Here is a 24,340-nt window from a genome sequence, read left to right as displayed (position 1 = left end):
TTTGAAGACGGAGTGCAGGTTGTTGAACAATCGGACTGGAAGGCCGCTTGATGATATTTTGCTCATACACCAGAATTGACAATAACTCTGAAGTTTGAGAGCTATTTGAAAATCGACGTTCTGATGGATTGATGCATGGCTCATTTTGCAGGATTAAATTGTTTTAACCAGGCCGCGCGTAAGTGGAACTTTGATGGACTCCTTTCAGGAATCATAGAAAAGCCAGTTTTGAAATATTCAGTTTTCTCTGGTTTTTTCTGAAAAAAAGAATGCCTCTGTATTATACGCAAAAAGGTGTATTTTTTCGCAACAGTATGCGTGCCGTGCATAAAGCACGGCAAAGTGTGATCTAGGCAACAGTATTTTCTGTGTCAATAGTAATAGGCGTTTTTTTTGCTTTCTCCAGTACGCTTCTCATTTTTTCACTGAGCCTATTATTCTGATCTGCGCCATCTAGGTGGGTCAATGCGTGTGAATAGTCATTAAAATTAACTTTACCACTTGTAACATCATAGTTTGCACCAATCATGGCGATATTGTCCTGATCAATCATCAATCTTAAGATTTCACTATCCTTGTAAATTTGCTGCAAGGTATTAGCAATATTGAATTCAGTCACATGATTTACAAACTCAGTATTTTTGCTTGTACGATTATTTATCGTTTCTCTTTCTGCTGCGACAGCAGGTTGAATTTTGCTCAACAATTGCGTGATATGGCCTTTCTCAACCCCATCACAAGCTGCTTGAATAGCGCCACATCGCGTGTGGCCTAAGACAACGATTAATTTTGCACCCACAACGTTACATGCATATTCAATGCTGGCTAACACATCGTCATTAACCACATTTCCAGCTACGCGTATACAGAATAAATCACCGAAGCTCATATCAAAAATGGTTTCTACCGGTACGCGGGAATCGATGCAACCCAAAACCACTGCAATAGGATGTTGTGTTTCAGCGGTGTATTTAATATCGGTTTTAAGACTACGGTGGATACGCGTGTCGTGCAGGAAACGTTGGTTACCTTCACGCAATATGTTAAGCACTTGAGGCGGTTCTAAAGTGGCTAGGACGTCGTAAGTAGTGACATTGATGAAGTCAACATAATTATGAATGTCGTAATGATCTTTAAAGCCTATCAGGTTTAAAGCGATTTGTTTTAATGGTGCTTGCTCTTGTTGAAACTCTTTAAGTAATTCGACAATTTCTTTATCAATGTAGTTTGTGTAACGCGCATCGATAATCAATTGTGAGTTTCTTGGAATGGAATCAAGCTCAGCAATCAGGGACGCTTTATTCAAGAAAGTAATTTGTTGTGGCAACATAAGGCGGTTGGTTACGCCTGTTGGGTATATTTCTTTGATAATATCCAGTCGGGCTTGGCTGTTAGATTTTAAGATATAAAAGAGGCTGATTGCCAAGCCGATAAGAATACCTGCCAATAAATTAAATGAAACAATACTGATGACCGTTGCAATAAAAGGAATAAACCTATCCATACCATGCTGGTAAATGGTGGTATAAATAGACGGCTTCGTTAATTTATAACCTGTAAAGATTAAAATGGCTGCCAACGAGGATAGAGGGATCTTGTTCAGCCAGGTTGAAATAAACACGACGGCAAGAAGAAGAAAAACACCATGTAAAACGGCTGACATTTTGGTTTTAGCGCCGGCTTGAACGTTAACCGATGTACGGACAATAACGGAAGTGACAGGAATACCTCCAATTAAACCGGCAGTAAGATTGCCAAATCCCTGAGCGATCAACTCTTGATCCTTGGAACAATAACGGCGTTTCTTATCGAGTTTTTCACCTGCTTTAACATTAAGCAAACTTTCTAATGAAGCAACAATAGCGATGATAAACGCGTATAAATAAATTTTCGGATTAGTCCAGGCCGACCAGCGGGGGAATTCCAGTTCACTAAAAAAATCGCCAAATCCATCTTGTTGCGGTATGTTAACCAGATGCGGGTTGTTTTGGGCAAAGGGTGAGCCGGTTATAAGGAATAGCTCATTAATTAAAATCCCGGCAACAACAACGACAATCGGCGCAGGGATACCGCGTAGCCATTTGATTTTGGTTTTTTCAGCATAAATTAAAATGGCTAAAGAGATGAGTGAGATAATCGCAGCCCCTGTATTGATATGCGATGGCAAATCATAAAGTGGGTTTAAAGTCAGACTTTCAGTTGTTTCTAATAGGTGTAATTTTAGTTCTTTTAGATCGGTAGAGAGCGAAAAAGCCAAGGGAAGTTGTTTAATAATCAGCAAAATACCGATAGCACACAATAACCCTTGTACCACATTGGAAGGTATATAATCAGCAACAAAACCTGCACGCAGACTGCCTACAATCAGCTGTAGAAATCCTGCCAGCACCAACGCTAAAAGAAATGTATTGAAATCACCTAATTGAGAAATAGCGGCAAGAACGACGGCTGCCATTCCGGCGGCGGGACCGCTGACGCTAACTTGAGAGCCACTAAGTGCACCAACAATAATCCCCCCAACAATACCACTTAAAATACCGGAGAATAATGGTGCGCCGGAAGCCAGGGCAATTCCCAAACAGAGTGGAATAGCAACCAGAAATACAACAATAGCTGCTATAAAGTCATATTTTAGCGAGCGATGCCGATAAATACGGAATTTTCGGATATTTGTGGCTAGTATTTCATTCATCTTTATTTATACCCTGGTTTCAGTTCATTGGTAAATCAGGTTGCTCAATTATTGTTTCTTTACAATAAAGATAAATATCTTAACTTTTATGTGATTGCTTTGCTAGTTTTTTATGCAAAAATAAAATTCCTTATCCAAATTTGTATAAATTTCTAGCATTCCTCTTCAAGAGATAACAATTCTTCTTCAGCAAAAATCGTCTCACTTGCGTTAGTATTAGCAAGGAGCAATTGATTTTCAAGCGTTTTAAATTGCCAAAGATCCTGATCCATTAATTGACTCGGTTTGATGCTTTGTAAAGCATGTAAAATATTACTAGGGACTTTAGGGTTTTCTTCCGCTAATTGATCAATAAGCCTGCCAATGCGCTTGCGAGCAAGATTTTCCTGCGAGCCGCATAAAGTACAGGGAATAATTGGATAAGCTTGTTCTTGTGCAAACGTAATGATGTCGCGTTCTTGTACATAACAGAGGGGACGGATAACAATATGTTTTTTATTATCACTAAGTAGTTTAGGTGGCATGGAGCGTACATCACCATTGTAAAGAATGGACATCATCAGTGTACGAATCAAATCATCACGGTGGTGTCCCAAAGCAATTTTATTAAAACCATGTTCTTCTGCATAACGATAAATTATTCCGCGTCGTAATCTTGAGCAAAGCGAACAGTAGGTTTTACCCTCAGGTATTTTCTCTTTAACAATACTATAGGTATCACGAGTCAGGATCTCGTAAGGAATGTTTCTTTCCTTTAGCCAGGCATGCAATTTACTATCATCCCAACCCGGTTGGGCTTGATCTAAAGTAAAGGCAAACAGCTCAAACTTATTATTTGAACGACGTCGAAGAGTATGGAGCAAAGTTAATAAGCTAAAGGAATCTTTACCGCCAGATAAGCATACCATCACTCGGTCACCACGCTGGATCATATTAAAATCGGCAATGGCTTTACCGGTGTAATGCAAGAGTTTTTTTTCAACGGCAGAAGGAGTAGCAGACATAGTTACAACCTAAGGTAATGAAAACGGATCAAAATATTGGCAGCGATTCTATCATATTACTTAGGGTCTGTTGACATTTTCTACTAGCTTGGCCGAAAAGATTGATTTCCTGAGTTTAGTCACTCATCCATTAACGAGTAAACTGCGCTGCGCTGCTCGTAAATCAATGCTTTTTGACTCATGCTTGCGACCTGGGGATATGCTGATATTTTACGCTTGTATTTTACCTGGTAGCGACTTTTTCTTTTGAGACTGCCGGGTTTTGCGGTGGAAAGCTAGCAATACGAGCGGTCGTTAACCAGGAGTTAACTTCTTCCAGATCGTTAACATTTAAGGTGCCAGCAAGGTATTTTAAATTTAGCATTGCATTGATCAAATTGTACTGATCGCTGGCCAGTTGTTCCTGGGCTTCAAAAAGTTTTTGTTGCGCGTTCACTACGTCCACCATAGTGCGCGTTCCGACCTGAAATTGCGCTTCGGTACTTTCTAACGAGTTTTGCTGAGAGATAATAGTTTGTCTGTCTGCTTTTACTTTAGAGATACCATCAATAATAGTATTAAAAGCGATACGGCTATTGACCACAACATCGCGATACGTTTGCTCTAATTGTTGACTCGAGGTTTGAAAATCATATTGTGCCTGTCGGGTTTGAGATTCTACTAAGCCCCCCTGAAAAACAGGGAAATTTAAAGCGATAGCAACGTTCGCAGTACCTTGGCGAGCGGGAACGAAAAAAGAGCTACTACCGCCGCTGTTATGAGTTTGTGTTGCGGTACCTTGCAATGCAAAGGTAGGCCAATTACCTGCAGATTGTGCCTTGATATTATCACGCGATGATTCCAGGCTATATTTGGCGGCATAAAGTTTATAATTTTGTTTGAGTCCGGTATTAACCCATTCATCGACATTATCCGGTTCGGGTTTGATAAGAGGGATACGGCTATCCCTTAATGGTGCAAGGGTTTCATAAACGTGATTGGTTAACTTACGCAAATTTTCGTTTTGGTTAATCTGGTTATTTTTGGCTGAAATAACTTCCGCTACGGATTGATCATAAGCCGCCTTTGCTTCATAGACGGAAGTAATTGCATCTAAACCCACTTTGAAACGTTGTTCTGCTTGCTCAAATTGGCGTTTGTTAGCGCGTTTTTTTGCTTCAGCAAAATTTAACGTGTCTTTAGCCAGCAAAACCTGAAAATAAGCGCTTGCCGTACGCAAAATCAAATCTTGGGCTGCATTATTAAAATTGGCTTGTGCTGCCTTAACAGACGCTTTTGCCTGTTGCACAAGAGCCCACGCCTGATAGTTAAACATGGCCTGTGAAGCACTGACCGACCATAGATTGTTATTGTAAGTTGTTTCCAGGGCTGTGCCAGAGGCGATAACATTCTGAACGCTACGTCCGGTCTGTGCAGATACTGTCAGTTGAGGAAACAGCGCTGCACGAGCCTGAGGTATAGCTTCCGTACTCGACATGTAGGTGCTATAGGCTTGCTTGAAAGTAGGATCATTTTCTAGCGCCTGCTGATAAATATCCATTAGATCTGTAGCGTGTGACCAGGAAGGCAAACCAAGACCTAATAGCAGGCACAATAACGTTTTTTTCATACAAACTTGTCCTAGAACACGAATTCTTTGGGTTTTGATTTATCAATTAATGGAGGGATGCTTGTGTCGAACAATACTGTTCCATGCCATTTTCCATCCTGCTGTAATGTGTGCAATTGCCCCTGCATCACAGGCTCTTTCCCAATAATGGCAAATAATTTTCCGCCTGGCAGCACTTGTAAGCGTTGTGTATCAGTCAGTGACTCGATGGAACCAGTAAAAACAACCACATCATAAGGGGCTTTTTCAAGCCAACCACGACAGGCATCGCCGGTTGCTAGCTCAACATTATTGCAGTGGTGGGTTTTTAATTTTTGTTGAGCATGGGTGGTAAATTCTGGGTAATAGTCAACACTGATTACTTTTTTACATAAACGGCTCAAAAGAGCGGTGAAAAAACCGGTTCCGGTACCTATTTCCAAAACTGTTTCACTACCTTGCAGTGCCAGGGCTTGCAGGATTTTACCTTCTTCCAGAGGAGTCAGCATACGCTGATTATGGGCCAGAGGGATTTGCATATCTGAATAAGCAAAATGCTGAAAAGCATGGGGCACAAACTCATGACGCGGTAGCAAATCGTAGAGGTTGAGAATTTTTTCATCAAGAACATCACCCGTACGAAGTTGTTGCTTAATCATATTGATTTGTGCGTTAGTCATTGGATCACCATACATTCGATATTTCAGGCGTGATAATGCGATTTTGGCTAAAAATTCTTTATTTTTCTGCTGCACAACAGCAAATAGTTGCAGTCGTCTGTTGCCATACTGCTTAAACAAAGAACTTTCTCGCTAACTTAACGAATTATCAACCAAACCTAGGTTAAAGTGTTGAGAGGATTTTAGCAAGAATTGCTAAAAGGTGCGATTAATTCGACACTGATTCGTTAATTTAATCTAAAAAGAAGGATTTCTTTTAGAATTGCCCCTCCTTAAAGAGAATTTTCTAGAATTAAGAGCATGAAGTGAAATGATTTCATAGTGGAGCTGTGTAAAATTTGTTATTATCGCCCCATTTTGGTGAGACTCAAAGGAGAGAACAATGCTTGAGCAATTTACCGAGTTTTTGCAATCCGAGTTAGATACACTCAGAGAAGAGGGGTTATATAAGGCAGAGCGAGTAATATCCAGCCAGCAGAAAGCAGCTGTCCAAGTGAAGGAAGGGGAAGTTATCAATTTATGTGCAAACAATTATCTCGGGCTTGCCAATCACCCCGCTTTAATTGCTGAAGGTCAGAAAGCACTGGATAAATATGGTTATGGAATGGCCTCTGTTCGCTTTATTTGCGGTACACAAACACCTCATAAAGCTTTGGAGAAAAGGATTAGCCATTTTCTCAGTAAAGAAGATACCATTCTTTATTCATCTTGCTTTGATGCGAATACCGGTTTATTTGAAACGTTGCTGGGACCAGAGGATGCCATTATAAGTGATGCTCTGAACCACGCCAGTATTATTGATGGGATTCGTTTGTGCAAGGCAGCACGGTTTCGTTATGCCAATAATGATATGAAGGATTTGGAAGAGCAACTCATTGCTGCCAAGAATGCGCGTTTTCGTTTGATTGCTACCGACGGTGTTTTTTCCATGGATGGTATTATTGCTAATTTACCCGCCATCTGTGAATTGGCCGAGCGGTATGACGCTATGGTCATGGTTGATGATTCACATGCTGTTGGTTTTATGGGCGAAACAGGACGTGGTACGCCTGAATATTGTGGTGTGGCAGATAAAGTTGACATCATCACCGGTACCCTGGGCAAAGCATTGGGTGGTGCTTCAGGGGGATATACCGCAGCCAATGCTGTCATTATTGATTGGTTGCGCCAACGTTCCAGACCCTATCTTTTCTCCAATACGTTGGCACCAATGATTGCTGATTGTTCAATTGCTGTTATAGACATGCTTGAAACCAGTAATGAATTAGGACAAAAACTAAAACGCAATAGCCAATATTTTCGCGAGGGCATGACTGAGCTTGGATTTACTCTGGTACCAGGTGAACATCCTATTATTCCTGTGATGTTAGGGGATGCAGCTTTGGCTGGCCGGATGGCAGAGCATTTACTCAAGCAAGGCATTTATGTGGTTGGGTTTTCCTATCCAGTAGTCCCGAAAGGGAAAGCAAGGATTCGTACCCAGATGTCCGCAGCACATGAATTGGAACATTTGGATAAGGCATTGGATGCGTTTGCTAAAGTGGGTCGAGAACTTGGAGTTATTTAATCACTTCAAGTTGCTGAGTTCTAATATTTTAAAATTAATAACGTCAATATAGCTGGTGTTATTAAATATAGGGGAGTTGCATGAAATCTCTAGTAAAAGCCAAACGCGAACCAGGTATTTGGATGGAAGATATTCCAGTACCTGAGTACAGTGTCAATGACGTGCTGATAAAAATTCATAAAACAGCCATCTGTGGAACTGATATTCATATCTACTCCTGGGATGATTGGGCGCAGGCAACCATTCCGGTACCTATGACAGTTGGTCATGAATTTTATGGCGAAATTGTTGAAGTAGGCCGTGAAGTAAAAGGGCTTAAAGTTGGTCAACGTGTTTCAGGAGAAGGACATGTTACCTGCGGTATATGCAGAAATTGCCGTGCAGGAAAGCGCCATTTATGCCGTAACACGTTAGGCGTAGGTGTTAATCGACCCGGTTGCTTTGCTGAATATCTGGCTATGCCAGCGTCTAATGTGGTGGTCTTGCCAGATAATATTAGCGGTGATCAGGCTTCAATTCTTGATCCCTTTGGTAATGCAACACACTGTGCCCTGGCATTCGATGTTGTCGGTGAAGATGTATTAATTACTGGTGCTGGGCCAATCGGTATTATGGCTGTAGCAATTGTACGTCATATTGGCGCACGCCATGTAGTTATCACCGATGTGAATGAATATCGCCTGGATTTAGCCCGTAAGATGGGGGCTACACGAGCAGTCAATATAAAACGTCAAGCAATTAAAGAGGTGATGACTGAGTTAGGGATGACCGAAGGCTTTGATGTTGGTTTGGAAATGTCGGGAAATCCTATGGCTCTAAATGATATGGTGAAAGCCATGAATCATGGCGGCCATATAGCGATGTTGGGAATCCCCCCACAGGAAACAGCGATTGATTGGAATCAGGTTATTTTTAAGGGCTTGGTTATCAAGGGAATTTATGGTCGAGAAATGTTTGAAACCTGGTACAAAATGATAGCAATGTTACAAAGTGGTCTAAATATAGAACCAGTCATTACGCATCATTTCCCAGTGGCAGAATATCAGCAGGGTTTTGAAATGATGGCTTCAGGGCAGTCAGGAAAAGTGATTCTGGACTGGTCTTAGGCTCTGTTACATGTCTACTATCTTAGTCGTTCTGCCTTGATTTTCTGTGCCTCGTTGCTGGCAAATCAAGGCAGAATGTCTCGAGCTGGAGAAATGTAGCAGTTCCTGTATTAAGTTTTTTATGGGTATTAACAAGTCAGTTGTAATGACCGCTTGAGAAAATAACATGTTTGGGTTAACGTCTGCCCATTTTTAGTGGGATGGAGTGTGTATGTCGCAATATATTTTTACTATGAACCGCGTGAGTAAAATCGTTGATAATCAACGATTTATTTTGAAAGATATTTCCTTGAGCTTTTTCCCGGGCGCTAAAATTGGTGTGCTTGGTTTGAATGGTTCGGGTAAATCTACTTTATTGCGTATCATGGCAGGCGTTGATCAACAATTCGAAGGGGAAGCGAGACCACAACCAGGTATTAAGATTGGTTATTTGGCGCAAGAGCCTGATCTTGATTTAGACAAAACTGTACGAGCCGTTGTGGAAGAGGGCGTGGCTGAAATTAAAGCCAAATTGACTCAGTTTGATGAGATCAGCATGCGTTTTGCCGAGCCGATGGGCGATGATGAAATGAATGACTTGCTGGCTAAACAGGGTGAGCTGCAAAATGAAATTGAGGCCTGTGGTGGTTGGGATTTGGATCGTAGATTAGATATTGCTGCTGATGCACTCCGCTTACCTGATTGGGATGCCAAAATCAGTCTGCTTTCTGGAGGGGAACGCCGGCGTGTAGCATTGTGCCGTTTATTATTATCCAATCCAGACATGTTGTTATTAGATGAGCCAACTAACCATCTGGATGCTGAAAGTGTTGCTTGGCTTGAGCGTTATTTAGAAGAGTTCCCTGGTACGGTGGTTGCAATTACCCACGATAGATATTTTCTTGATAATGCCGCTGAGTGGATTTTGGAACTTGATCGAGGCGAGGGGATACCCTATAAAGGAAACTATACTGCCTGGCTTGAGCAAAAAGAGGCCCGCTTGGCCATGGAGGATAAACAGCAAGCGTCACATCAACGAGCCATAAAAGCCGAATTAGAGTGGGTTCGTACTTCGCCTAAAGGACGTCATGCCAAAAATAAAGCCCGTCTTGCACGTTTCGAAGAGATGAATTCCAAGGAATTCCAAAAGCGTAATGAAACCAATGAGCTCTATATTCCACCAGGTGATCGTTTAGGTGATTTGGTCTTGGAAGGAATAAAACTAAGCAAGTCATTTGGCGATCGCCTGTTAATCGATAATCTGAGTTTTCAATTACCTAAAGGTGGCGTGCTTGGTATTATCGGTCCCAATGGCGCGGGTAAATCGACTTTCTTAAAAATGATTACTGGACAAGAAAAACCTGATGACGGTGAGATTCGTGTCGGTGATACAGTCAATTTGGCTTATGTCGACCAGATGCGCGATCATCTAGATGATAACAAAACGGTTTGGCAAGAAATTGCAGACGGACATGACATCATGCAGGTAGGTTCTTTCCAAATGCCTTCACGAGCCTATGTTGGACGCTTTAATTTTAAAGGTGCAGACCAACAGAAGAAAATGGCACAGTTATCAGGTGGAGAGAGAAACCGTGTCCATTTAGCCAAACTACTTAAGCGCGGTGGAAATGTATTATTGCTTGACGAGCCAAGTAATGATCTGGATGTAGAAACGTTACGTGCACTGGAAGAGGCCATTTTGAATTTTCCGGGCTGTGCGATTGTCATTTCACATGATCGTTGGTTTTTAGACCGTATCTGTACACATTTAATGGCTTTTGAAGGTGATTCGCAAGTCGTTTTTGTTGAAGGAAATTACAGCGATTATGAAATGGATAGGAAGCGGCGATTGGGCGATGAAGCAGATAGACCGTCGCGTATTAAATATCGTCGTTTAAAATCTTGATACAGAGTTGGCAGCAATTTATAAGTTAAATTGCTGCAGTATAAGTATAAAGGTAATTCAAAGTGTATTTTTCTGTGTTATCCTTGCTGCCTGTAAATTTATAGCGCTGTTTAATTTCTATAACTAGGAATTCAAGATAGCGATAGGTTAACAGTCTGGATGTGTTAATAAACTTAAGAGAGAATTTTTTACCATGAAGAAGTTGTTGTGGGTTTGCTTATTAGGCCTTGGGCTTTCCGGTTGTTTTATGGATACCTGCGATGAGTCTTGTTTTATTACTGATGATAATGGTTATGTCCATAAGACAACCCACTATTTAAATGATAAACGTGGCCGAGATTATTTTCCTATAAAAGCACCCGCAACAGGGAAAAAACAATTTATTTTTGATCCAAAAGCGTTTGCTTGGGCAGCTTATGATCCAGAGGGTAATCGAGTGATGACTGGAGCTGCTTCAGGAGGAAAAGATTTTTGTGAAGATGTGGGGCAGCCTTGCCGTACTGTGACCGGTACTTTCCATGTCTACAATAAACGCGGAATTGATTGCCGTTCCGGTGAGTATCCGGTAGAAACAACGGGCGGGGCAAAAATGCCTTATTGCATGTACTTCAACCGCGGTTTTACTATTCATGCTGCTTATGAGGTTCCCTATGCGAACTCAAGCCATGGTTGTATTCGCGTACTTCCCAGTGCAGCAAAATGGCTCAATGAGCAATTTGTTACTGTGGGAACACAGGTTACTGTGCTTTCGTATACCAATGAGAATGGCTCCAACCACTAGGGACTGTTACATTTCTAACTATCTTGGCGCTTATGGCTCGATAGGCTGTGCTTCGCTGCTCACATACTACTATGTATGCTCCGCTTGCGATGCTCGCCCATCAAGCCATAAGCACTCAAGCTAGCGAAATGTAAACAGACCCTCTTACTATCTTGGCGCTTATGGCTCGATAGGCTGTGCTTCGCTGCTCGCCCATCAAGCCATAAGCACTCAAGCAAGCGAAATGTAACCAGCCCCCTCCCATATTTCCTACCTTACCTTGGCACTTCATTGTTTACCTACTAATAGGTATGCTCTGCTGCGATGCTCGCAAATCAAGCCATAATCACTCAAACTGGCGAATATAAACAGCCTCTAAGCTTGCATTTTAAATCTTAAATCAATGACATCGGCATTAATGCGGATTTTTCCTGTGGTAAAGGGAAGCGATTGATTATTAAGCGTTATGCGATTACCAATAGTCGTGTTGGAAAACACATGGCCGTAAAGAAGTTCCAAGCTCGCTTCTTTATTAAAATGGTAGTCAGTTGCTAAGCCAATAAAATATTGAACATCAGAAGGAAAATTAATGGTTCGGAGAGGATCGCGCTCTGGACCATCATCGATGAGTCCAATTAGTGTAAATCCCAAACTCTCTTTGTACTGATGGTGTATTGCTGCTGAATAAGCCCATGACTCCTTATATTTCATAGTAAAGGTAAAGTCTTTATTCACTGGAGGGCGAGCAGCTGTATTGCGAATGCGAGCATATTGATTCGCGTTCCATTCACTGCGGAAAGCTTGTAAACTCGCAAGCCAGGTTTGGCTGAAAAGGTGTACGTAATTGAATATGGTAGTTGCTGGCATACGGAAATTAAAGCTAAGCGCGTTATTAACATCGCCGTCGAATAAACTTTCCCCACGTGTTTTTTGTTTAATAGAGGAATAGTAAGCAATACCAAAAAAATTGGTTTGATTGGCTATATAATAAAGACCAGTATCATAGCCTACACCAAAACCGGAGGTACGATTGATTAAGGTTGCGTAATCAGTTTGGTTGATGGGTAAGGCCCAATTTGTTTCATTATTCTTTAGAAAATTAAAATTTAAGCCGCCTCCAAAATATAGTTGCGGATAAATATTTAAAGAAAAACGTGGGCTGACATCAACGTCAGTCATCAGTGTTTCAGTTGCGGCATAGCGAGTAAATGCTTTTCCCCCATAGACCAGGTTGGAATGAAAAGGCTCTGTCACATCAACACCAAGAACTATCTTCTCGTTTGCGCGAGTTGCAATGCGTCCAAAAGGAAGTAAGCTTACTCGCCGCGAGTGGACGATGCCACTATCATATTGAAAGGTATTGAGATTTAATACGTTGCCTTGAAAACCAATGTCGGCATAAAAACTAGTCCCCCCAATAATGAATTCATTTTTTTTAACTTTAAATAATTCTGCCGGATTGTGATAGCTCAACCCAGCAAAGTATTGCAGCACATTTGCCGATGCGTTGACGCTGGTAAAGCACAGCAGAATCGCGAATTTGTAGCGCATGATTATCCTAATCAAAAAGACGTACAGGTATATCAAATATATCTGTACGGCACTCTATTCACGTTAATTAGATTTCGTCGTACTAGCTGGCGATGTTATGGTATTTGTTGTTGGGGTCGTTTGAGCACTACCTTGACCAGAAGATTGGCGAGGTGTTGCAATCATTTGCATGATACCGAGATCACCCGAAATTTTCCGTCCGACAACTAAATTAATTGTAAGTGGTTGAGTTAATTTTTCCTTATCATTTTGATAAACCACTTGCAAAGGCAGAACCACTTTCCATTGGTTTTCTTTAAGCTCAGTAATGGTCGGTGTACCATTGACCATAGAGCTCACCATGAGTTGTTGTGATTTAATTGCATTGAGATTACCTGATTTTTGTAAGGCATCATTAAACCCTTGCCATCCTTGATCGGTATAACATGATTTTAAAGTTAATAATTGTTTATCAAGGGTGTTGTAATCAAAATCAAATGACTGTGCCGCAGCTTTCTCCGCCCATTTTAATACTAGCGATTGCTCAATGTGGGTTGTTTCTGCAGGGATACGGTAGTTACAGTCAATGGGTTGTGGTGGTGTAACAGGAGTTACTTGCATGGGCGTTTTTGCTGGTGTAGTTGCAGTAGTTCCTGCGGGTATTACTGTCCCCTGCGATACAGGAGCTGGTGTACCTTGTAGTGCAGGAGTAGGCGTACCCTGTGGCGCAGGAGTAGGCGTACCCTGTGGCGCAGGAATAGGCGTACCCTGTGGCGTAGGAGTAGGCGTACCCTGCTGCGTAGGAGTAGGCGTACCCTGTGGCGCAGGAGTAAGTGTACCCTGTGGCGCAGGAGTAGGTGTACCCTGTTCTGTTTGGGCTGGTGCGGTTTGAGAGGCAGAAGGTTGCACTACTGCAGGCGATCCCAGTGTGGCAGGTCCTGGTTTTGCTTGTAGGGCGTCGCCAGGGTTACTGTTCGCGGGTTGAACACTATTCTCAGCATAGATTGTTGTACATAAAATAGTCATCAATCCTGCGCATAGCATGGATTTTTTCATTAATAACACTCCTTTAATAATAATCCAACAACTCTGCCACCAGGCTGGCAGCCAGTCGTGCGGTTTTTTGCTCTTGGTCCAGAGGGGGAGAGAGCTCAGCTACATCAAGACTTATCACTTTGCCAGTTTGTAAGATGTATTTCAACAGGGCTAATGCTTGCCATGGTGTTATACCTAGGGCTTGTGGTGCACTGACCCCTGGTGCAAAGCATTCGGCAAATACATCCAAACAAATCGTTAAATAAATGTATTCATGCCGTAAAAGAAACGTGTCCAGGAAAGCGAGTTGCCAGGCAATATCCTCATTATGGATTTGCTCTGCGCTAAGATAAGACACTTTCAATTCATCGGCAGTAGCAAACAAACTCGCTGTATTAGCAATATACTGGATTCCTAAACAACAGTAGTCAAAGGGTAGCCGATTTTGTTGACAATATTGGCTGATTTGGCGAAAAGGGGTTCCTGATGTAGCGTAATGCCCTTCTTTTAAAGGACGCAGATCAAAATGAGCATCAAAATTAATAATACCTATTCTGGGATAATGAGCAGCCAAGCCAGAAAAATGCGGCCATGCAATTTCATGTCCACCCCCGAAAGCCAAGGTTTTATAACCCTGTTGATGACAAGCCGTCATTAAGGTTGCGAATTGTTGTTGAGCAGATTCCAATTGCTCTTGCTCACAGACGATATTACCTATATCGGTAAACTGCTTGTCGAGATTGCAGGACAGTTTTGCTAATTGTTCACGCAATTTAAATGGACCTAATTTTGCTCCAGTACGACCTTCGTTACGTCTGATCCCTTCGTCACTACAAAATCCCAGCATAATCAGGTTTTGTTGTTTATCATGTAGAGGTTGGGAACGCAGATCGATACAATGCACACGTTGGAAGAAACGTTCCCCAGGCAAGCTATCTTGACGTCCTTGCCAAATAGATTGCTCGGTTGGTTCGTAATTTTTTAGGTTTGCAAACATAGTCAATTTCAAAGCAGAAATTTGTTATAGGGATAATATATCTTCCTGTCTATGATAATGTCACTGTAATTATTTCTTTATTCTAAAATCGGTGCCAATCCTAAGCAGGTCTGTTATTATCGGGCCTAATTTTAAGAGTAGACTTCTTAGGAATTACAGCATTGAAGCACAGCTTCGTCGAAACGGTGCTCATGTACCGATGTGTACGCTCCGGCTCTGCGCGCCGTTTCTCCTCGCATTGCTCTCCTGCAACGCGTTTGCGAAAGAAGTCTAGTGTAGTTCGGTATTCTTCTCTGAAGTTCACGAAGTGGTGATTTTAAGTTCTCATAGCTCTTGTGTATTGAGGCCTATAAAATCGATGTTTGCTGGATTAGACGCGAATAGCCAAAGATTAAGCTAGCTGGAGAAATATCATGTTTGTGATTACTGGTGGAGGGAGTGGAATTGGACGGGCTCTGGCTCATGCATTGGCGGCTCGACAAAAGCAGATTTTAATTGTAGGACGACGCGAAGAGGCTTTGGTAGAAACGGCAGCCTATTCTCCTCAAATTAGTTACCTTGTTGCAGATGTTTCTACGGGTAAAGGACGCCGAGAAATTGTTGCCCATATAGAACAAATTCAAGTTAATGTGCTTGAGGGGTTGATCCACAATGCGGGTGTTATTGAGCCGATTATGCCTGTTGCTACTATCGATGAAGCTTCCTGGCAGCAAGTTCTTGCTACTAATCTCAATGCCCCTTTATTTTTAACGCAGATGTTGCTTGCCAAATTAGAACAAGGTCGTGTATTGCATATCGGTTCTGGTGCAGCTCATTTCCCAGTTGCAGGTTGGGCTGCTTACTGTGTGTCCAAGGCTGCTCTAGCTATGCTCACTCGTTGTTTACAATTAGAAAATCAAAACCTGGCTTTTGCCAGTGTGATGCCTGGGATTATTGATACCGACATGCAGGCAACCATTCGACATGCTCAGTGTATGGATGAGGAAAAACGTGATTTTTTCAGGGTTCTCAAGCAAGAAAAGCGTCTCTTATCCACTACCACTGTAGCAGATTTTTTAATATGGTTATTAATCGATGTTGATAAAACACACTATGTAGCCCAGGAATGGGATATCTATGACAAAAGTCACCACCAACAATGGCTCAGGGCATCGCAACAAGTGCCTGATTGGGAGTAAACATGCAGGCATGTGACCGCTTATTATCAAATGCAACGACAATTGATGCACAAGGTAAGCAACTCGAAAATCAGGCGATTGCTATTAGCAAAGGAATGATAGTTTGGTGTGGCGCCATGAGTGATTTACCTGCTTCTTACTTGCAACAGGCCACTGTGACTGAAGACTGTCGTAATTTATTGATTACGCCGGGCTTGATTGACTGTCATACTCACTTGGTATATGCCGGTAATCGTGCTGATGAATTTAAGCAACGGCTTGAAGGAAAAACTTATGCTGAAATTGCGCGCGCCGGGGGAGGAATTTTATCGACTGTCAGACAGACGCGTGCTGCTTCTGAAGAAGAGCTGTTTCAACAATCATTACCCAGAATGTTGGCTTTACGGGCAGAAGGAGTAACTACCGTTGAGATTAAATCGGGTTACGGTCTAGATTGGGATAATGAGCTTAAAATCTTGCGTGTGGCCAGGCGTTTGGGGGAAGTGGCTGGTCTGCGAGTAAGGACTACTTTTCTAGGGGCTCATGCGGTGCCGCCAGAATATAAAAATAATGCCCAGGCTTATGTCGATTTTCTTTGCCAAGATATGTTGCCTGCTATAGCGGAGATGAAACTGGCTGATGCGGTAGATGTATTTTGTGAATCAATTGGTTTTACCTTGGCTCAAACCGAACAGTTATTTACTAAAGCAAAGGATTTGGCTTTATCCATTAAGTGCCACGCAGAACAATTGTCTAATCTTGGAGCGACAAAATTGGCTGCCAGCTTAGGGGCTCTGTCTTGTGATCATTTAGAGCACCTGGATCGCGAAGGAGTTGCTGCAATGGCTAACAATGGAACAGTTGCTGTCCTATTGCCGGGAGCTTACTATTTTTTACGTGAGACCGTCAAACCGCCTGTAGCTTTGCTGCGTGAAATGGGGGTGGGTATAGCAATTGCTACCGACGCTAATCCAGGCTCATCACCTACGACCTCATTATTGCTAATGCTCAATATGGCCTGTCAGTTTTTTGGCCTAACAGTACCAGAGGCTTTAATGGCTGTCACGTATCAAGCGGCGAGAGCACTTGCTCTGGAGCAGGAGACAGGTTCTCTTGCAGCTGGAATGACTGCAGATTTAGTCCGTTGGTCAATACAGGATAGTGCCTCACTTTGTTATCACTTTGGTTATCCTATACAACACAGTACAATGGTAGCGGGAAATTGGTTAAGGGAATTTGAGGGAGTACAACGATGAAGAAATTTATTATAAGTCTGTTAGGGCTGAGTTATTTCTTATTACAGAGTTTGGTTTGGGCTGTACCGCCAAAGACAATAATCATCAAAAAAGAAACTGCTGATTTTGATCTTAGTATTAGGTATCCAGAAGGATTTCCAGATGAGGAAGTGGGTGAAAGGATAAAAGCGTTTATAGCTGAAAGCCAAAAGAGTGCAGCCGCTCTTGAAGCACCTGATGTGAAAAAGACAGGTGATACTCTTGGAAAAAGTAGTTTATATATTGATTATAAAATAGAGTTTCAAAATAAAAATGCGTTAAGTATCTTGTTCTCCGTATCGGCTTACAGTCAAGGTGCCGCACATCCCAGTAATTCTGTAAAAACGTTCAATTTTATCCAAGGCCAATCAGTGACGTTGGATCATTTGTTTGTGCCAAATAGTAATTACTTAAACCAAATAGCCACTATATGCCGTAAAGCGTTAGGGAAGAAAAAAATGACCGATCGGGATTGGTTAATAAAAGGAACAACGGCAACCCAAGAAAATTATAGAAATTGGCATTTTACACAAGATGGTTTAGCTATTGTGTTTGATACTTATCAAGTCGCGCCTTATTTTTACGGTCCACAAACAGTAAAAATTTCTAAATCTGAACTCAAAAACTGGTTACGTCCTGATGTAACCAAAGCAGTATGGGGTAATCAATGAGTACATTTGTTCCGTTTATCAAAGCGGATGAAAAAATTGCTGAATTAACTATTCGTAGTATTATCTTGGCAATTATTTTGACGATCATTTTGGCCTTGTCTAATGCTTATCTGGCGTTAAAGTTAGGTATTTTAACTTCGGCTTCTATTCCTGCAGCTATTATTTCCATGGGTATTTTGCGTTTGTTTAAAAACTCTACCATTCTGGAAAATAACGCAGTCCAGACAGCCGCTTCTGCGGGCGAAGCGGTTGCTGGAGGTATTGTGTATACCATTCCAGCATTGATTATTATTCAATACTGGGATGGTTTTGATTATCTCACTAATTTTTTTATTGCTGTCTGTGGCGGTATTTTGGGCGTTTTATTCTCCATTCCTCTTCGTCGAGTTTTAGTGAATGAACCCGTGCTAAGATTTCCGGAAGGTCGGGCTATTGCCGAAGTATTGAAGTCATCAGCAGAAAAAGCGGGTATTCGAGATATTTTTCTCGGTGGGGCGGTAGGTGGGGTGCTGGAGCTCTTCCAAACGGGTTTTAAAATCATTGCAAACAGTTGGAGTTTTTGGTTTTCGATCAAGCGTTCACTATTAGGTTTTGGTGTGGGATTTTCTGCAACGATGATAGGGGCCGGTTATTTAGTCGGACATGAAATGGCTTTGAGTATTTTCTTGGGGGCTATTATTTCCTGGCTGATAGCCATGCCGATTGTTAGTCAATTTTATCCAGAGTTTCTTACCCATTATCCTGCACAAAAAGCGGCTACTTTTCTCTGGAACAGTGAAATGCGTTATTTAGGGATTGGAGCAATGCTTTTTGCCGGTACCTGGACTTTCTTGAAATTAATAAGACCTCTACTTAAAAGTATGCGGATTTCTTTCCGTGCTTTTATGTCTAAAAGTCATCAAGAAACGCAATTGCCGCGCACGGATAAAGACATTCCTATGCCCTTTATTTTAATTGGCGTAACGCTTATGTCTGCTATTTTATTTTTGTTTTTTCAATTTATTTTCCCTTTGGAGGAAATCGGCCTGGACGGTGATTTCGCCCCTACTTTAGTGTTTGGCGCAGTACTCTATGTTCTGATCATTGGTTTTTTATTCTCGGTTATTACAGGCTATTTTTCAGGTATGGTAGGTGTCACAGCGAGTCCTGGTAGTGCAATAGTTATTGCCGGGATGCTATTTGCAGCCTGGATATTGCTGACGATGATTAACAACCTTTTACCGTTACCTTTTAGCGTTAACCAGATTAAGGCAGCAGAGGCAATCACAATTATTATTGGTTCGGTGGTAACAGGCATTGCCGCCATTGCCAACGATAATACGCAAGATTTGAAAGTGGGACAATTGGTTGGCGCGACTCCGTGGAAGCAGCAGGTTATGCTTTTACTAGGGGTAATCGTTTCTTCCTTGGTGATACCACCTGTCATGCAATTGATGTTTGATGTCTATGGTATTGCAGGGGTTATGCCTCATGATGGTATGGATCCTGGCCAGTCACTGCCCGCACCAACCGCTGCATTAATGGCGGCAATCACTGAAGCAGTATTTCGTAATACCTTGCCTTGGACGATGATGTTTATCGGAGCGGCAGTTATTCTCGCGCTTATTTTTTTCATCTATGTCGTTAAATTAGATCGTTATGTCAGACTTTCTATATTAGGCGTTGCTATAGGAATGTATTTACCAATCGCTTCTTCTTTTCCTTTATTTCTCGGCGGAATGATTGCAATGGTCACGCAGTGGCGTCTTAGTAAAAAGAAGCTTTCTGATGAAGAAGGTCAGCTACGACGGCAAAGGGGTGTGTTGATTGCATGTGGCTTAGTAGCAGGTTCAGCATTGGTTGATGTTTTATTAGCTATCCCATTCTCTATTTTCCATACTCCCAATGCGTTAACCATGGTAGGAAAAAATTGGCAGAATTATGGAATCATGTTAGGTATTGTCTCGACCTTGATACTCGCATATTGGATAGAGCGTCGTGTTTGTGGAAAAAAATAAAGTATAGCCCCTAATCGGGGCTGTTATTTTATTAACGAGATTAAATCTTAGGATAGAACTAAAAAAGACTGGGTATTAAATAGTAAACAATGCTAGTGATAAAGAAAATAATGCTAAGGGTTTTAAAAAAGACAGGAAGATCCAAGGCAGGATCCGGTTTAAGGTGATAACTATATGCTCCAATCAGGCCACAGGCAGAACCAAGAAAAAAGCCACCCATCACATCAGTTAGCCAATGAACTTTTAGTATTAGACGTGCTATAGATTCCGCTAAAATCAAACAAAAAATGGTCATTGTTAACCACCGACTCGATTTAATCTTGGGACTCACAACTGCCAGTATAAAAATTAAATAGGCTGAGCACAGGGCGACATGACGACTTGGGAAAGCAAAGCTCTCTATAACACCATGCTCTTCAGGCCGGGGAATGGGAAAAAAATTCTTGAAGAGGAACGCTATAGTAGCTGCTAAAACAATGACAAGAAAAAAATGCACGGCAAGTCTTCTCTGTGCTTGAAAAAATAAAAATAGACTGGTCACTATCAGTGCTGGGACAACTATATATTTGTTTCCTAAAATAGAAAGAAAAGTAGCAGCGAGAGTGAGGTCAGATGTTTTTATCGTCTCAACGGTGCGATGCACATACGTATTAAGAAAGAGATAGGGACCGTGCCACGCGACAATTGCGGTTAAGCAAAGAAATAAAAAAAGGCATATAATAATGCCCAACAGATAATAAGACTGTCGGTTCTGGGTATTGCGTATCACAGTAATCCTTAAAAGCCAATTTACATTTATAAATTACATTGTCTGTTAGAACAACTACAAAGATAACAGTAAAAGGTTATTATAAGCTTGTAAATCTTAATTTCTTTCGACTTCGAATTGGACTTCTTACATTACCTGCGTATTTTGTTTCGTGCAGGTGGAACGTTTCGAACGGAGGTTAGCACCGCAATGCAGCAATAGACCAGGATGCCGATTAGCGAATGCGAGCAACATTTAAAATGCAAATTTTAGCGAAGAGCATGCAGTGGATAAAAAATGAAATTAGAGGATGGTTCCTCTTGCTTGGCATTATCGTATTAATACCCTTTGCTGTTCTTTTCCTGCTTACTGAGAATTCCTATTGGTTAGAAATATCGGTCTTAACGATGTCAACGTTAATCGTTGAGGAAAAATTGCAGCTTACTGTCTTGGGTGTATTACTGCATGGGTTGGCAATAATGTTCTTATTTTATTTATTATTTTTTACCCAAGAGCTGCCTATACTTTTTATTTTAAGTAGCACTTTGTCAGCTACAGCGATCGTATGGATAGCCTGCAAAGGTGATAAGTTACGGACACTGGGGAATTGGACATTTATTCCAGCTATCATTCTCTCCATAGAACTCGCTTCTGAAATGAAACCAGTCTTTTCCTTATACAGTCTCACTCATTTAATTCCTTATTTAATAGTGGCCTTGATTCCCACTTTAGCCATTACCTTGTTTAATCAAATAAAATTTTATCAAGAGAGGAGAGGTTATCAATTTTTGCAACTCTCGTATTTATCTGATTTTGGCGCGAAAAAAAATAATGCCGAAAGCATGATCGCAATGGCTTTGGGTGTCGGCGTTTCAGCATTTTTAGTTCAATATATTCCGATGCAAAATGGTCAATGGATGATTTGGGGAGTTGCAAGTGTGATTACGGGAGAAATCAAAACAACGCCTCGTAAGTTCCACCAGCGTCTGACTGGTGTTTTAATTGGTGTTCCAGTAGGTATTCTACTTGGCCAATTTGTTGTTCCTTCTACGCCTTTTAACTTAACGCTTACTACGGTTGCACTGTTTTTAACGCTGGTAGCCTTTCGGCGTTATATTATCGCTTACACGCTACGTTGTGTCTTCGTTGCAACAGTGGTGATGTTGATTACGCACTCAAGAGCAATCGCTTTTGAACGCCTTTCTCACGTGATTATTGGTGGTTTGATAGGACTGGCGTGTGTAATGCTGTGCCATTTTTTAAATAGGACTTACGCAAAACTTCGATCGCTTCGTTAAAATTGCTTTTAATTCGGTCATTTAGTTAGGCTAAAGTCCCCCATTAAAATCAAATGTTACCTTGACCTTCGACGTTTTTCGTAAGTCCTTTGCTATTTAATTTTAAATAGTATTATCTTATTGCAGAAGCGTTTTAAATTTTTCTAGCTCAGTTATGACCTCATTACACTGCAAACCCTGGCAAATATAAGCACACGTTTTTTCCTGTGGCTTTTTTGTAGCAAGGGCTTGGGGAAGATTTAGCGCGTCATTGGGTATGGCAAAGGTATAAGGCTTACGTGGCCGAGCATATTCCCACCAAGATTTAATTTCATCTTGTTTGCCACGAATAATAACCATTTGCGGTGGGGTTAAATAATTGCTTAACCCTTGTAGTAAACTGCAGTGTTCTGCTGGAAACTGCATTAAAGCAGCCCAGGCGGCCTGCAACGTTTTTTCTGCGGCGGTTAAATAGCGTGGTTCACCTAATAAATGACCAAGAGTTAGCAACGCGCTAACGAGAATCCCATTTCCAGCAGGTATTGCTTCATCAGTCATTGTTTTGGGGCGATATAATAATTTTTCATGATTGTCGGCGGTAAAGAAGAATCCTCCAGCCACTGGATCAGAAAAATGTTCTAATACACTATCAGCCAGTTCGATAGCAAATAATAAATGTTCAGTACGCCAAGAGATGGTCAACGAAGTGAGTAGCGCATCAATTAAAAAAGCGTAATCATCCAAATAGGCTTGAAGATAAGCGTCACCATCTTTATAACTGGCTAGTAATTGTTGTTTAGAATAAAGTTTTTCTTTAATGAAGTGAATTGCCCGTTCAGCAGAGTTCAGGTAGTGCTGCTCGGCCAAATAATACCCGGCAAGTAACATACCTTTAATCATTAAGCTATTCCATGAAGTCAAAATTTTTTCATCACGAAAAGGTTTTGGTCGTTGATTACGTTTGGCGAGTAGTTTCTTTTTTGCTGTGGACAGCAGTTTTTTAGTATCTGCCATGGAGAGGCTTAACTGTTTACTGACTTTTTCTAAAGGCTGCGCCACATAGAAATGCCAATATTGTTCAAAATTAGGTGTTTGTTTTAAACCAAAATAATGACTCAGGACAGCATATTCTTTTTCAGTCAGTTCAGCCTGAATCTCTGTTTTGTCCCAACGATAAAACTTTCCTTCTTCCCCTTCAGAGTCTGCATCGAGACTGGAGTAATATCCTCCTTCGGAAGATTGCATTTCCTCAATTACCCACTCGGCGGTTTCAGCAGCAATGTCGTGGAAAAATGCCTCTGCGTAATGTTGGCCGGCAATGGAGTAGAGCGTTAATAATTGTCCATTATCGTAAAGCATTTTTTCAAAATGAGGGATGTTCCATTTTTCGTCAACCGAATAGCGATAAAAGCCCCCTGCTAATTGGTCATAGATACCACCTTTTGCAATATGCGCCAGAGTGGCTGAAGCAAGGGGTGAATGATGGTCTAGTAAATAATCAAGTTTAGGTGCTTGAGGAAATTTGGGAGCGACACCAAATCCACCGTGATTGGCATCATAACTTGCAGTCAGATTATACAGAGCGAGCTCTAAGGGACGATTGGTTAAAACGGAATTGGTCGGGCTATGGTATTGTTGCTGCAAGATTTTTTTTAATTGCTTTGCTTGTTCTTGGATATCCTGTTGTTGATTGTTATAGATCGCCGTAACGAAGTGCAAAATTTTTTTAAAGGCGGGTAATTGATAATGGTCTTCGCGAGGAAAATAAGTCCCACTGAAAAAAGGGGTAAGGTCAGATGCCAAAAAAATTGTCAGAGGCCAGCCACCGTGTTGTTGGCTTAAAAAATAATGGGCTGTTTGGTAAATTTTGTCCAAATCGGGTCGCTCTTCTTTATCTACCTTTATATTAATGAAGCTTTTATTCATCTCTAAGGCGGTTTCTTCGTCTTCAAAAGATTCATGGGCCATAACATGACACCAATGGCAGGCAGCATAACCTATAGAAAGCAGAATCGGCTTATTTTCTTCGCGTGCTTTATCAAAGGCTGCTTTTCCCCAAGGATACCAGTCTACAGGATTATGGGCATGTTGTTGTAGATAAGGGCTTTTTTCGTGAATCAGGTGATTTGCTTTTTGTTCCTTGACCATACTGAAATCCCGAATTAGGGTAAGGGTAAGCATGCCTGGGTAACAAGAAGATGTAAAGGCAGAATCCATTCTTGTCATGTTAGTTTTGATCTGTTTTCTAAAAGGTTTTGAACTTTGCCTGCTTGAGTTTTTAGGGCTTGTTATTCCGCGCATCGCTGCGCAGAATACAAGCCCTGAGAACCCTTGGCCCAACATGCTTCCATGACCAATACACTGTTGGGCGA

18 protein-coding genes are annotated in these 24,340 nt (G+C 41.5%); 9 read left to right on the top strand and 9 right to left on the bottom strand.

The annotated features are described in order from the left end of the window. Nucleotides 1-349: 349 nt before the first annotated feature. The 4 genes from Lfee_RS00445 to Lfee_RS00430 form a co-directional block, all read right to left on the bottom strand. The gene (locus tag Lfee_RS00445) at nt 350-2,692 is read right to left on the bottom strand and encodes a bifunctional SulP family inorganic anion transporter/carbonic anhydrase (protein ID WP_058443307.1); all 2,343 of its coding nucleotides are present in this window, start codon (nt 2,690-2,692) and stop codon (nt 350-352) included. A 152-nt stretch (nt 2,693-2,844) separates the two neighbouring features. Then, nucleotides 2,845-3,696 carry a tRNA 2-thiocytidine(32) synthetase TtcA gene (gene ttcA, locus Lfee_RS00440; protein WP_058443306.1) on the bottom strand — a complete coding sequence of 284 codons (852 nt, stop codon included), beginning with the start codon at nt 3,694-3,696 and terminating at the stop codon, nt 2,845-2,847. Nucleotides 3,697-3,919: 223 nt separating this feature from the next. Then, nucleotides 3,920-5,305: a TolC family outer membrane protein gene (locus Lfee_RS00435; protein WP_058443305.1), complete on the bottom strand. Its 1,386-nt coding sequence runs from the start codon at nt 5,303-5,305 to the stop codon at nt 3,920-3,922. 11 nt (nt 5,306-5,316) lie between these two features. After that, nucleotides 5,317-5,964 carry a protein-L-isoaspartate O-methyltransferase family protein gene (locus Lfee_RS00430; RefSeq protein WP_238584836.1) on the bottom strand — a complete coding sequence of 216 codons (648 nt, stop codon included), beginning with the start codon at nt 5,962-5,964 and terminating at the stop codon, nt 5,317-5,319. 382 nt (nt 5,965-6,346) lie between these two features. Here Lfee_RS00430 and Lfee_RS00425 point away from each other — a divergent pair, with 382 nt between their 5' ends. The 4 genes from Lfee_RS00425 (at nt 6,347) to Lfee_RS00410 (ending at nt 11,303) form a co-directional block, all read left to right on the top strand. After that, nucleotides 6,347-7,531, top strand: coding sequence for a glycine C-acetyltransferase (locus tag Lfee_RS00425; protein WP_058443304.1), 1,185 nt, complete (start codon nt 6,347-6,349; stop codon nt 7,529-7,531). 80 nt (nt 7,532-7,611) lie between these two features. Next, on the top strand, nt 7,612-8,637 hold the full coding sequence (gene tdh / locus Lfee_RS00420) for an L-threonine 3-dehydrogenase (RefSeq protein ID WP_058443303.1): 1,026 nt from the start codon (nt 7,612-7,614) through the stop codon (nt 8,635-8,637). A gap of 211 nt (nt 8,638-8,848) precedes the next feature. After that, nucleotides 8,849-10,522 (top strand): energy-dependent translational throttle protein EttA, encoded by a 1,674-nt coding sequence (gene ettA / locus Lfee_RS00415; protein WP_058443302.1) that lies wholly within the window; start codon nt 8,849-8,851, stop codon nt 10,520-10,522. 193 nt (nt 10,523-10,715) lie between these two features. After that, entirely contained in the window at nt 10,716-11,303 is a 588-nt protein-coding gene (locus Lfee_RS00410) for a L,D-transpeptidase (RefSeq protein WP_058443301.1), read from the top strand. A gap of 354 nt (nt 11,304-11,657) precedes the next feature. Here Lfee_RS00410 and Lfee_RS00405 read toward each other — a convergent pair whose 3' ends face one another. The 3 genes from Lfee_RS00405 to hutG form a co-directional block, all read right to left on the bottom strand. After that, nucleotides 11,658-12,833, bottom strand: coding sequence for an OmpP1/FadL family transporter (locus Lfee_RS00405; protein ID WP_058443300.1), 1,176 nt, complete (start codon nt 12,831-12,833; stop codon nt 11,658-11,660). 63 nt (nt 12,834-12,896) lie between these two features. After that, a complete protein-coding gene (locus Lfee_RS17535; RefSeq protein WP_058443299.1) occupies nt 12,897-13,868 on the bottom strand; it encodes a DotI/IcmL family type IV secretion protein in 972 nt (323 codons plus the stop codon). A 13-nt stretch (nt 13,869-13,881) separates the two neighbouring features. Then, complete coding sequence (hutG, locus tag Lfee_RS00395) at nt 13,882-14,844, bottom strand: formimidoylglutamase (RefSeq protein ID WP_058443298.1); 963 nt, start codon at nt 14,842-14,844, stop codon at nt 13,882-13,884. Nucleotides 14,845-15,257: 413 nt separating this feature from the next. On the opposite strand from hutG, the gene Lfee_RS00390 reads away from it, so the two are divergent. The 4 genes from Lfee_RS00390 to Lfee_RS00375 are packed head-to-tail and all read left to right on the top strand — an operon-like array spanning nt 15,258 to nt 19,943. Next, nucleotides 15,258-16,022 carry an SDR family NAD(P)-dependent oxidoreductase gene (locus Lfee_RS00390; RefSeq protein WP_058443297.1) on the top strand — a complete coding sequence of 255 codons (765 nt, stop codon included), beginning with the start codon at nt 15,258-15,260 and terminating at the stop codon, nt 16,020-16,022. A gap of 2 nt (nt 16,023-16,024) precedes the next feature. After that, on the top strand, nt 16,025-17,257 hold the full coding sequence (gene hutI / locus Lfee_RS00385) for an imidazolonepropionase (protein ID WP_058443296.1): 1,233 nt from the start codon (nt 16,025-16,027) through the stop codon (nt 17,255-17,257). Further along, nucleotides 17,254-17,946, top strand: coding sequence for a DUF3298 and DUF4163 domain-containing protein (locus Lfee_RS00380; protein WP_058443295.1), 693 nt, complete (start codon nt 17,254-17,256; stop codon nt 17,944-17,946). Before hutI ends, Lfee_RS00380 begins: the two co-directional genes overlap by 4 nt. After that, entirely contained in the window at nt 17,943-19,943 is a 2,001-nt protein-coding gene (locus tag Lfee_RS00375) for an OPT family oligopeptide transporter (RefSeq protein WP_058443294.1), read from the top strand. Before Lfee_RS00380 ends, Lfee_RS00375 begins: the two co-directional genes overlap by 4 nt. A 58-nt stretch (nt 19,944-20,001) precedes the next feature. Here the strand turns inward: Lfee_RS00375 and Lfee_RS00370 are convergent, their stop codons facing one another. Then, nucleotides 20,002-20,712 (bottom strand): phosphatase PAP2 family protein, encoded by a 711-nt coding sequence (locus Lfee_RS00370; RefSeq protein ID WP_058443293.1) that lies wholly within the window; start codon nt 20,710-20,712, stop codon nt 20,002-20,004. Nucleotides 20,713-20,933: 221 nt separating this feature from the next. Here Lfee_RS00370 and Lfee_RS00365 point away from each other — a divergent pair, with 221 nt between their 5' ends. Continuing rightward, entirely contained in the window at nt 20,934-21,989 is a 1,056-nt protein-coding gene (locus Lfee_RS00365; RefSeq protein WP_238584834.1) for an FUSC family protein, read from the top strand. Between the two features lie 117 nt (nt 21,990-22,106). Here Lfee_RS00365 and Lfee_RS17530 read toward each other — a convergent pair whose 3' ends face one another. After that, nucleotides 22,107-24,116 (bottom strand): thioredoxin domain-containing protein, encoded by a 2,010-nt coding sequence (locus Lfee_RS17530; protein WP_058443311.1) that lies wholly within the window; start codon nt 24,114-24,116, stop codon nt 22,107-22,109. Nucleotides 24,117-24,340: the final 224 nt, after the last annotated feature.

It is taken from the genome of Legionella feeleii, assembly GCF_001467625.1.
Classification (GTDB): Bacteria; Pseudomonadota; Gammaproteobacteria; order Legionellales; family Legionellaceae; genus Tatlockia; species Tatlockia feeleii.
This window is presented reverse-complemented; position numbering and strand designations above follow the sequence as displayed.

What these genes read in the sequence shown, in the direction of transcription:
- Lfee_RS00445 (WP_058443307.1), bottom strand. Translation starts at nt 2,692, where the DNA reads ATGAATGAAATACTAGCCACAAATATCCGAAAATTCCGTATTTATCGG.
- ttcA (WP_058443306.1), bottom strand. Translation starts at nt 3,696, where the DNA reads ATGTCTGCTACTCCTTCTGCCGTTGAAAAAAAACTCTTGCATTACACC.
- Lfee_RS00435 (WP_058443305.1), bottom strand. Translation starts at nt 5,305, where the DNA reads ATGAAAAAAACGTTATTGTGCCTGCTATTAGGTCTTGGTTTGCCTTCC.
- Lfee_RS00430 (WP_238584836.1), bottom strand. Translation starts at nt 5,964, where the DNA reads ATGACTAACGCACAAATCAATATGATTAAGCAACAACTTCGTACGGGT.
- Lfee_RS00425 (WP_058443304.1), top strand. Translation starts at nt 6,347, where the DNA reads ATGCTTGAGCAATTTACCGAGTTTTTGCAATCCGAGTTAGATACACTC.
- tdh (WP_058443303.1), top strand. Translation starts at nt 7,612, where the DNA reads ATGAAATCTCTAGTAAAAGCCAAACGCGAACCAGGTATTTGGATGGAA.
- ettA (WP_058443302.1), top strand. Translation starts at nt 8,849, where the DNA reads ATGTCGCAATATATTTTTACTATGAACCGCGTGAGTAAAATCGTTGAT.
- Lfee_RS00410 (WP_058443301.1), top strand. Translation starts at nt 10,716, where the DNA reads ATGAAGAAGTTGTTGTGGGTTTGCTTATTAGGCCTTGGGCTTTCCGGT.
- Lfee_RS00405 (WP_058443300.1), bottom strand. Translation starts at nt 12,833, where the DNA reads ATGCGCTACAAATTCGCGATTCTGCTGTGCTTTACCAGCGTCAACGCA.
- Lfee_RS17535 (WP_058443299.1), bottom strand. Translation starts at nt 13,868, where the DNA reads ATGAAAAAATCCATGCTATGCGCAGGATTGATGACTATTTTATGTACA.
- hutG (WP_058443298.1), bottom strand. Translation starts at nt 14,844, where the DNA reads ATGTTTGCAAACCTAAAAAATTACGAACCAACCGAGCAATCTATTTGG.
- Lfee_RS00390 (WP_058443297.1), top strand. Translation starts at nt 15,258, where the DNA reads ATGTTTGTGATTACTGGTGGAGGGAGTGGAATTGGACGGGCTCTGGCT.
- hutI (WP_058443296.1), top strand. Translation starts at nt 16,025, where the DNA reads ATGCAGGCATGTGACCGCTTATTATCAAATGCAACGACAATTGATGCA.
- Lfee_RS00380 (WP_058443295.1), top strand. Translation starts at nt 17,254, where the DNA reads ATGAAGAAATTTATTATAAGTCTGTTAGGGCTGAGTTATTTCTTATTA.
- Lfee_RS00375 (WP_058443294.1), top strand. Translation starts at nt 17,943, where the DNA reads ATGAGTACATTTGTTCCGTTTATCAAAGCGGATGAAAAAATTGCTGAA.
- Lfee_RS00365 (WP_238584834.1), top strand. Translation starts at nt 20,934, where the DNA reads ATGCGAGCAACATTTAAAATGCAAATTTTAGCGAAGAGCATGCAGTGG.
- Lfee_RS17530 (WP_058443311.1), bottom strand. Translation starts at nt 24,116, where the DNA reads ATGGTCAAGGAACAAAAAGCAAATCACCTGATTCACGAAAAAAGCCCT.